This window comes from Vibrio sp. 1557, assembly GCF_033340175.1.
GTDB classification, from domain to species: domain Bacteria; phylum Pseudomonadota; class Gammaproteobacteria; order Enterobacterales; family Vibrionaceae; genus Vibrio; species Vibrio alginolyticus.
This window is the reverse complement of record NZ_JAWOVZ010000049.1, coordinates 1-9,426: the sequence shown is the minus strand read 5'-3', so window position 1 is coordinate 9,426 and position 9,426 is coordinate 1. Positions and strand designations below refer to the sequence as shown.

Genomic DNA, 9,426 nt, shown 5'->3' with positions numbered 1-9,426 from the left:
GGTTGAAAGCACCGGTCTTGAAAACCGGCATACGTTAATAGCGTATCTAGGGTTCAAATCCCTATCTCTCCGCCACTATTAAGAAGCCTTGCTAAAAATAGCGAGGCTTTTTTCATTTCCGTACATCTTTATTACTCTATCTGTGCTTGCCAAAAATCAATTCCATATGCGATCTACTTTTCGACAAAGTAATATCGGTATTGGTTGTGACGTTTTGATTTTTGCTAAGAAGTGCAGTTGCTTCTAAAGCTGTTCATCCTCATCACTGCATGCTGTCCCGATAAGGTTGTTGGAGATGCTTTGTTAAGGTGTTGAACCATCTATTGCCTTATCGTTCTCTTAAAGCACTACCATTGCTTCTCTAGCCCTTTTACCGGATAGACCGAACAAATAAGCATACTCAAATAGCCACTGTTTCACTGATGTATCTTTTTGTTTTACTCAGTCTAGCGACGCGTGTGCTCTATTGCCTAAATCTAGCTACGTCTTAAAACCATACATCAACAGGCTAAAGTTACGTATTCCTGCATCTTTTAAAATTGTTTTGGATTCTGCTGGAATGACAGGATCAGAGTAGTCAAAAGAGAAGAGGAAAGTGAAACGATAGTGAGTTGCTAGGAAGTTGAGAACTACTTGGGAGCCAATGAATTGGATAAACATATTGATGACTAAGGACTGAAGGGTTAATAGCAGGCAATAAAAAAGCCGACAGGTAAGCTGTCGGCTTGGTTAGGTCATCTTAAGTTAGTCATTCTGTACGAGCGTGAGAGCTTTACGAGAGACTTCGTGAGCAGCTTTGGTTAGATTTTGCTTCTCTAGTGTGTCTGCTAGGAATGCATAGTCAGAGACGTCAGAGCGAAGCTTTAAGGCGATCTCAAAGTGATCCTGGGCTTCTTGCCACTTCTCTTGACGGAAATAGAAGTGCGCTAATGCGCTATGGGCAGCGGCGTTATCCGGTTCTTTCTTCACTACTCCCTCTAAGAAGACCACGACAGGGTGGGTATCTGGCAGATTTAGATCTGGCAGTAGTTGATAAAGCTCTGGGGCTGGTTGTTTTTTTAATGCTTCTTTTAGCACGGTAAAGGCTTCTGCATCAGCTTTTCGTGTGATGAGTTCTCGAGCAAAACAGGCAACGAGGTGTGTGTCTTGTTTCACTTTACGTGAGAGGCTATTCCAATGGGAGATTAGCCCTTCGCTACCCTGTTGCTGCGCTACTTCATGGAGTAAGCCGCACTGCGCCTTTTGAATCAGCTCTGCATGTTCTTCGTCCGAGATGAGTTTTGCTTTGGTTAGTTGTGGCAAGAGGTCAATAAGAGGTTGCCACAACTTTAGCTGCATGTACGTTGTTTTCAGCAAGTTCAATACAATAGAGTTACTCGCATACTGACTTTTTAACGATTGCAAGGTATCGAAAGCGGACTCGAACTCGTTGTCGCGGATAAATTGTTTCGCTCGAGTCAGCTCTACTGCGAGATGGGCGTTCTCTTGTTGGCTCGCTAGCTCTAGATAGTGATCTCGTTTTGCTTTATCACCTTGACCTTGTGCGGCTTCAGAGGCAACTAAGTAGCAAAGCAGCGGCATATCGTGATGATTTGCCCAGCGAGTTACTTTTTTCTCAGCACCTTTCCAGTCACCTTCTAGAAGTTTAATAATGCCTTCATTGGTGTATCGGCGGGAATGGCGCATTTTGCGAACACTGAAGTAGTTCCATGTTGTAGAACTAGCATAAACTAACTTCTTAATCAGGTACTCAAGCAGAAAAAGACCTGCGAGTGCTGCGATAACGAAAACCACTAATGTCGTTACGCTCATCTCGATCGTTTTCTCGGCAATGGAGATGAGTACATAGCCTTGCTGACCAGAAAACTGGGTGCCAACAAATAGTCCTGCGCCTAGTACAACAAATAGGAAAATAAGACGAAACATTACTTATCCTCCATGCCTGTCATCGTTGTGACTTCACGACGTAGGCGTTCACGGATGACATCTGATAGTTGAGACTGACTTTGCAGTTTTGTTGGGTATTCCACTTGAATATTTTGCTGACTTAGCAGGTTAACCGTTTTGTTGAACTCTTTAACGGAATTATCGTCTTGGTTGAAGAAAGCTAATGCCCATTTGTCGGCTGTTTTTAGAGATGTGGTGTAAATTTCACCTTGTTCTTGGTACACCGCTTTTATTGCCGTTTCCAATTTGGCTTTGATGTTTTCTTTCAGGTAAAAGTGTTGCTCAGGAGAAAGCAGTGGAATGACGTTACCATCGCGCGTGCGGAAGGTAATGAAGTTTTCTGAAAAGTCCTTCAAAGAGGTCATTAAGTTATCTTGCCAGTTTGCGATATCTTCAGACACTTCAGTGTTTTCTACGGCTTCAGCTTCAGGTAGCAGTGCATTGGCGAGAGGGAGCTTGTCTACTTGCTGTTGCAGGGCAGTTAAGCGTAGTACCAATCCATCACGGTCAATTAGCGGGATAGTGCGAAGTTTGGTGATATCGTTTGCCATTGCTTTACGTAGTTTGACGAGACTAGGGTCATTCAGCGCTGCAATGCGTTGGTCTGCACTTTCCATCAGTTGAGTCGCGCTTTCTACATCGTGCTCTAAGAACAATTTACGGCCGGCTAATTTGACGAGGTAATCGGCTTCCGCCAATAGCCAGTCGTTTGGTCGACGACCTTTCACATCGGCAACGGCGAGCTGTAAGCTTTCAATGCTCTTCTGTTGCTGTCCAAGTACCACTTCCGCTTTGTGTGTCACGGTTGTTGCTTTCTCGATGGTTTCTTCTTGTACCCGGCTGAGCTCTTGCTTCATGGAAGCTTGAGTGCTTTCTAGCTGACTTTTTAGTTGGGCGATCTGCGCTTGGTAATCGGCTTGCTGTTGATGCAGCTTGTACGCGAGGCCACCGCCAAAAATAATCGATAAGATGATAGCGACCGTGCCTAGTTTGACACCGCGTTTACCTTGTTTTTCTTCAAACTCGACTTTGGTTGGCTCTGCTGTTTTTGGGGGCTCGGCCGCTTGTGGTTGCTCTTTTTTAAGGTCCGCATCCTGCTGCGATGTGGTTTTTTCGACTAGCGGTGCCGATGAGGTTTCTTCGGAAAGGTTTTTATCGTTATTTTTTTGGTCGTTATTTTTACTTGTCATGCCTATATCCTGTGTAGCTAGGGCTGGAGAGCCGCCAGTAATTCTTGGTTGGATGCGCTTCCCGTGCATCTCACGCGAGTGAACCCCCTTTGAATTGCGATGTCAGCGATACGCTGACTGGGGATATACAACTCTTGTTGATTAAGCCAAGTCAATTGCTCCGACGTCAATTGGCTGCACAAATAATCCAGTTGTTCACCACTGGTGACAATAATCTGGTTAATTTGTAGGTTTTTCCATAGTGAGATACAGCTTACTGGATCGAATGGGATGAATTCTCTCTTGTAAGTCTCACTATAGTGAACTTTTGCGCCACGCCTCACCAATGCATCTTTGATCAGCTCTCTTCCGCCGTTACCACGAAGGATAAGAACTTGTTGTTGTGCCACATTGTTGAGCTCTGGCAGTCGCAATAAGTGTTCACTATCACTGACTTGGGGATAGTGTACTTTCTGTTGGGTACATTTGCTTAAATAGTGTGCTGTTTTTTGACCAACGGCAAGGTAAATAGCTTGTTTCGGCCATGACATCCCGTTGCTGGCTAAGATTTGCTGTGCACATTGCACTGCATGTCGACTAACAGCGATAACAATTTGAGCTTGATGTAGATGTTTAGAGAGGTGCGTGTCCGTGAGATCGGCGACAATGTCGATCAGAGGATGGTGATATGCGGAAATGCCGTGCCTTTCGAGCAGAGAGCAAAGCGCGTTGCCTTGCTCTCCCGGCCGAGTGACCAACACTGCCATGGTTATTCGTGATCTGCGTACAGCTTAGTTAGGATTTCACGAGCGCCGTTATCTAGCAGCTCATTGGCTAGCTGCACTCCTAATGCTTCGCCATCTTTACGATGGCCACGAATTTCACCACGCACAATTTCGCTGCCATCTGGTTCGCCAACTAATGCGCGTAGCCAAATGTTGTCGCCGTCTAGCAGGGCATAGCTGCCGATAGGTACCTGACAGCCGCCTTCTAGCGTAAGGTTCATTGCGCGCTCACACAAAACGCGGTCTACGGTGTCTTGGTGGTTAAGTGGCTCAAGCAGCTTAAGCAGTCTTTCATCGTCAAGGCGGCACTCAATACCGACAGCACCTTGGCCTACCGCTGGTAGTGATTGCTCTGGTTCGATAAAGCTACGAATGCGTTCTTCAAGCTTCAATCGTTTGAGGCCAGCCGCAGCAAGAATGATTGCATCATACTCACCCGCATCTAACTTACCAAGGCGAGTGCCCACATTACCGCGAAGCTCTTTGATGATGATGTCCGGACGATATTCTTTCAGTTGGCATTGACGGCGCAAACTGCAAGTACCAACCACGGCACCTTGAGGGAGCTCATCAATGTGGCTATAGGTATTAGAGACGAAGGCATCACGAGGATCTTCACGCTCACAAATGGTCACGAGGCCAAGGCCTTCTGGGAAATCGACGGGTACGTCTTTCATTGAGTGAACGGCGAGGTCTGCACGTCCTTCTAGCATCGCGATTTCAAGCTCTTTTACGAACAAGCCTTTGCCGCCAACTTTTGCTAGTGGTGTATCTAAAATCACGTCACCTTTGGTCACCATGGTTACTAACTCGACTTCCAAGCCAGGGTGAGCGGCTTGAAGGGCGTCTTTAACAAAGTAAGCTTGCCATAAAGCAAGAGGGCTTTTTCGAGTTGCAATGCGAATCGGTGTGGATTGTGTCATGATCTTCTCAATGCTGTTTGGATTTGGGTTTATCCTACCATTCTCATCAAGAAATGCTTACTGTTAGTTCGTTATCTCTGAAGGCTATGAATGGAATTACATGACGTTATGAAAATAGTGTGACTGGATTCTCAATTAGACTAAGGACTATTATTAGTAATAGGTAATAAGAGCGACACTACCGCGCGATTAATTTTGTGACTAAAGTATGGTTTTGTATCCAGAGTGATACGCGGGCGTGAAGCTTTACCCGCACCAATAAAAGTGTTAAATTGATCACGTTTTTAAGCCATTTTGGTTTAAAACGTCAGCAGATTTTCGTGATTGTTCAACCAAGGAATTCCCCTTGCAGGCTTACACCCAAAAAATCATCCAGCGACTAGATAATTTGAATCAGCAGCGAGTTGATCGCGCGTTGGCGCTTATGGATTCGCAAAGCCAGCAAGTCTTCCACTTGATTCCTGCCTTGTTGAACTACAACCATCCTGTAATTCCTGGCTATTATGATGCCGATGTCCCGTTTGGTGTGCATGGGCTCGAACTAAATAGCATTCAGCAACAATTCATAGATGATATTCAACTTGCCATTGGTCAGCCGCTCAAGACGGTAGAAAAGCCCGCTATATTGGGTTTATACACCATGGGCAGTACCTCCTCGATTGGTCAAAGTACTTCCAGTGATTTGGATATTTGGGTGTGTATCTCGCCCGATATGGATTGTGACGAACGCGAGTTATTGACCAATAAATGCTTACTCATCACGGATTGGGCACAAAGCAAAGGCGTGGAAGCGAACTTTTTCTTAATGGATAAAGAGCGCTTTAGAAGCAATCATTCTGAGGAGATGACAGGTGATAACTGTGGTTCATCTCAGCACTTACTTTTGCTAGATGAATTCTATCGTAGTGCGGTGCGTATTGCCGGACAGCGTTTGTTATGGCAAATCGTGCCGCCAGAAATGGAAGAGTGTTACGACGAGTACGTTTCTCAACTGTGCAGTGATGGTTACATCGACTGTAGTGAATGGATCGACTTTGGTAAATTGAACTGCATTCCTGCTGAAGAATACTTCGGCTCGAACTTGTGGCAGTTATACAAAAGCATCGACTCTCCCTACAAATCGGTATTAAAAGCCATCTTGCTAGAAGCTTACTCGTGGGAATACCCGCATACTCAATTGTTAAGTATCGACACTAAGCGTCGCTTCTTTGCCCATGAGCCTGATCTCTATGGCATGGATGCGTACTACTTAATGTTGGAAAAAGTAACCCGTTACTTAGAGCGAATTCAAGACGATACACGTTTGGATTTGGTGCGTCGCTGTTTCTATCTCAAAACCCATGAAAAATTATCTCGTGAGCCGAATGTTGGCTCAGTAGCTTGGCGCCGTGAAGCGCTGAGCGATATGATTGCAAAATGGAATTGGGATGCAAGTGTCGTTGCAGAGCTCGATGACCGCCGTAATTGGAAGGTTGAACAAGTGAAGGTGGTACATCATGCATTGCTGGATGCGTTGATGCAAAGCTACCGTAACTTGATTCAATTTGCGCGTCGTAACGACATCACTTCTGCTATCAGTCCGCAAGACATCAGTATTTTGGCCCGTAAACTCTACGCTGCTTTTGAAGTATTGCCGGGCAAAGTAACGTTACTAAACCCACAGATTTCACCTGATCTGCACGAGCCTGACTTGAGCTTTATCGAAGTGAAAAAAGGGGGAGTGAACAAGTCTGGTTGGTACCTCTATAAACAACCACTTATTGCGCACCGCATTTTGGGGCAACCATATCTAGAGCATCATGAATACTTGAGTAAGTTGGTTGCTTGGGCATTCTTCAATGGCTTGATTACTGAATCGACTCGTTTACATGCCGTGGTACGTGAAGCGCAGCTAGATATTGATAAGTTTTACCAAATGGTGAGTGACTTACGAAATACTTTTGCGTTGCGTAAGCGTCGTCCATCTATGCAGGCGCTAGCGAGTCCTTGTGAAATAAGCCAGCTTGCGATGTTCATCAACTTTGAAAATGATCCGACGTCTGAACTTTCTGGTCGTTCGTTGAAAGTGGATGTTAAGAACACCGATATTTTTAGCTTTGGTCCAGAACATAAAAATTTAGTCGGCAGTGTTGACCTTGTTTACCGTAACTCTTGGCATGAAGTGCGTACGCTGCATTTCAAAGGGGAAACGGCGATGCTGGATGCACTGAAAACCATTTTGGGCAAAATGCACCAAGATGCGTTGCCACCAGAATCAGTGGATGTGTTCTGCTATGCGAAGAACATGCGTGGTGTGATGCGTAATATGGTTTACCAGCTTTTAGCTGAATGTATCGACTTACGCTTGAAACCAGTAGAGCAAGAGAAACGTCGCCGCTTTAAAGCGATGCGTCTTGGTAACCAGACTTATGGGTTGTTCTTTGAACGTCGTGGTGTGTCGGTGCAGAAGCTAGAAAATTCCATCGATTTCTACCGCAGCATTTCTACTAACAAACTCAAAGGCTCGCCGCTGTTAATGCTCGATCGTGAGCAAGAATATCAAATGCCGGAAGCGGTGGATGGGTTTGCCAGTGAAGGTCTGGTGCAGTTCTTCTTTGAAGATAACGAAGGTGGCTTCAATATTTATGTGTTGGATGAGTCAAATCAAGTAGAAGTGTATCACCAATTTAGTGGCTCCAAAGATGAAATGATTTCGTCTGTAAACAGTTTCTACACGTCGGTAAAAGACGATAGTCGCGTCGCGTCGAAGTTTATTAATTTTAACCTGCCTCAGTACTATCAAATTATTCACCCTGAAGAGGGGAATGCGTATATCATTCCTTACCGTAATGACGGTTGTTCACCGAGTCGCCCGACCAAAACTGTGAACGCGTAATTAAACCCTTATCAATAAACAAAAAGAGCACTTCGGTGCTCTTTTTGTTTTGGTGACGATTGACCAGTATTATACCCAATCAATGGCTTCGCCCGCGTGCTTTTCACACTCTTGCTTCACCATTTCAAATAGCTCCATACCCGTTTTTGAGCAGGTCCATTTATCTTCAATAAGTTTGAAGTGGAAACCACCAGATTTGGACGCTAGCCAGATCTCATGCATCGGCTCTTGGCGATTAATGATGATTTGGCTGCGGTCTTCAAATTCCAATGTCATTACGTTGCCAGTGACTTCGTAATCAATGTCTGCGCCTGAATCATCGATGGATTCTTCGATGATTTGCATCTGCGCATCCACCAGTTGATGAAATTCAGTATCGTTCATCCGTCTATCCTATTGCTTTTCCTGAGTGTGGTGCGATTATAGGGGGCATTGATTCAATAATCACGATATGCGAAATGAAAAAATTAGTTACTGTGTTGTTTGTGATGGTTGCCGCGACCTTAGCGGGGTGTGGTCAGTCTGGCTCACTATACATTCCAGATGACACTCAACAGAATGAGCAATCACAATAAATAACCGCACCTTAGGGTGAAATTAGGGTTCAGCAGTCGAATAAAATAAGGGAAGCGAATTTTGGATTACTTCAACTATCAGGATGATGGCCAGCTTTGGGCCGAAGACGTCCCACTTCAAGCTCTTGCAGAGCAATATGGCACTCCTCTTTACGTATATTCTCGAGCCACGCTAGAGCGCCATTGGAAGGCGTTTGATAGTGCTGTGGGTCAGCATCCTCACCTGGTTTGCTACGCGGTGAAAGCCAACTCAAACTTAGGCGTATTGAACACGCTAGCGCGTTTGGGATCGGGTTTTGATATCGTGTCGGGTGGTGAACTTGAGCGTGTGATTGCCGCAGGCGGTGATCCGAAAAAAGTCGTTTTCTCTGGTGTTGGTAAAACACCGGCAGAGATGAAGCGCGCTCTTGAGCTAGGTATCAAATGTTTCAACGTTGAATCTGAGCCAGAGCTAGAACGTTTGAACAAGGTTGCGGGTGAGCTTGGTGTGATTGCGCCAATTTCTCTGCGTATCAATCCAGATGTCGACGCGAAAACACACCCTTACATTTCGACTGGTCTTCGCGACAATAAATTCGGCATTGCGTTTGATCGTGCGCCAGATGTTTATAAATTCGCGCAAAGCCTGCCGAACTTGAATGTGCAAGGCATCGACTGCCACATTGGTTCTCAGCTGACCAATATAGACCCATTTATCGACGCGACAGACCGTTTATTAGCTCTGATTGATGATTTAAAAGCACAAGGCATTAACATTCGTCACCTTGATGTCGGCGGCGGTTTGGGTGTGGTCTATCGTGATGAATTACCACCTCAGCCTTCTGATTACGCCAAAGCGTTACTAGGCCGTCTTGAAAATCACCAAGACTTGGAGCTGATCTTTGAGCCAGGCCGTGCAATTGCTGCGAACGCAGGTATCTTGCTAACGCGTGTTGAGTTTTTAAAACATACTGAGCATAAAAACTTTGCGATTATCGACGCTGCAATGAACGACTTGATGCGTCCTGCGCTATACCAAGCATGGCAAGATATTGTGCCAGTTTCACCGCGAAAGGGTGAAGCTCAGACTTACGACTTGGTTGGTCCTATTTGTGAAACCGGCGACTTCTTGGGTAAAGATCGCGCACTCGTTTTGCAAGAAGGTGATCTACT

General features: G+C 45.4%; 8 protein-coding genes. 3 read left to right on the top strand and 5 right to left on the bottom strand.

The annotated features are described in order from the left end of the window. Window positions 1-744: 744 nt before the first annotated feature. From R7070_RS24020 to hemC, 4 genes are read right to left on the bottom strand one after another with little or no spacing between them, the layout of a single operon-like run. Entirely contained in the window at window positions 745-1,926 is a 1,182-nt protein-coding gene (locus tag R7070_RS24020; RefSeq protein WP_005383375.1) for a heme biosynthesis protein HemY, read from the bottom strand. Next, the gene (locus R7070_RS24015) at window positions 1,926-3,137 is read right to left on the bottom strand and encodes a uroporphyrinogen-III C-methyltransferase (protein WP_005378751.1); all 1,212 of its coding nucleotides are present in this window, start codon (window positions 3,135-3,137) and stop codon (window positions 1,926-1,928) included. Before R7070_RS24015 ends, R7070_RS24020 begins: the two co-directional genes overlap by 1 nt. A gap of 17 nt (window positions 3,138-3,154) precedes the next feature. Beyond that, window positions 3,155-3,883, bottom strand: coding sequence for a uroporphyrinogen-III synthase (locus R7070_RS24010; protein ID WP_005383386.1), 729 nt, complete (start codon window positions 3,881-3,883; stop codon window positions 3,155-3,157). Between the two features lie 2 nt (window positions 3,884-3,885). Continuing rightward, a complete protein-coding gene (gene hemC / locus R7070_RS24005; protein WP_005383388.1) occupies window positions 3,886-4,824 on the bottom strand; it encodes a hydroxymethylbilane synthase in 939 nt (312 codons plus the stop codon). 346 nt (window positions 4,825-5,170) lie between these two features. On the opposite strand from hemC, the gene R7070_RS24000 reads away from it, so the two are divergent. After that, the gene (locus R7070_RS24000) at window positions 5,171-7,699 is read left to right on the top strand and encodes a class I adenylate cyclase (RefSeq protein ID WP_193838028.1); all 2,529 of its coding nucleotides are present in this window, start codon (window positions 5,171-5,173) and stop codon (window positions 7,697-7,699) included. Between the two features lie 69 nt (window positions 7,700-7,768). On the opposite strand, the gene cyaY is transcribed toward R7070_RS24000, so the two are convergent. After that, entirely contained in the window at window positions 7,769-8,083 is a 315-nt protein-coding gene (gene cyaY / locus R7070_RS23995; protein ID WP_017636091.1) for an iron donor protein CyaY, read from the bottom strand. A gap of 74 nt (window positions 8,084-8,157) precedes the next feature. On the opposite strand from cyaY, the gene lptM reads away from it, so the two are divergent. Beyond that, on the top strand, window positions 8,158-8,274 hold the full coding sequence (gene lptM / locus R7070_RS26830; RefSeq protein ID WP_005378746.1) for an LPS translocon maturation chaperone LptM: 117 nt from the start codon (window positions 8,158-8,160) through the stop codon (window positions 8,272-8,274). Window positions 8,275-8,335: 61 nt separating this feature from the next. After that, window positions 8,336-9,426, top strand: a 1,091-nt coding sequence (lysA, locus tag R7070_RS23985) for a diaminopimelate decarboxylase (protein ID WP_318141318.1), incomplete at its 3' end; no start/stop codon positions are given.

Excerpts from the sequence above, each read along its gene's own strand:
- R7070_RS24010 (WP_005383386.1), bottom strand. The coding sequence starts at position 3,883 with ATGGCAGTGTTGGTCACTCGGCCGGGAGAGCAAGGCAACGCGCTTTGC.
- lptM (WP_005378746.1), top strand. The coding sequence starts at position 8,158 with ATGAAAAAATTAGTTACTGTGTTGTTTGTGATGGTTGCCGCGACCTTA.
- hemC (WP_005383388.1), bottom strand. The coding sequence starts at position 4,824 with ATGACACAATCCACACCGATTCGCATTGCAACTCGAAAAAGCCCTCTT.
- cyaY (WP_017636091.1), bottom strand. The coding sequence starts at position 8,083 with ATGAACGATACTGAATTTCATCAACTGGTGGATGCGCAGATGCAAATC.
- R7070_RS24020 (WP_005383375.1), bottom strand. The coding sequence starts at position 1,926 with ATGTTTCGTCTTATTTTCCTATTTGTTGTACTAGGCGCAGGACTATTT.
- R7070_RS24015 (WP_005378751.1), bottom strand. The coding sequence starts at position 3,137 with ATGACAAGTAAAAATAACGACCAAAAAAATAACGATAAAAACCTTTCC.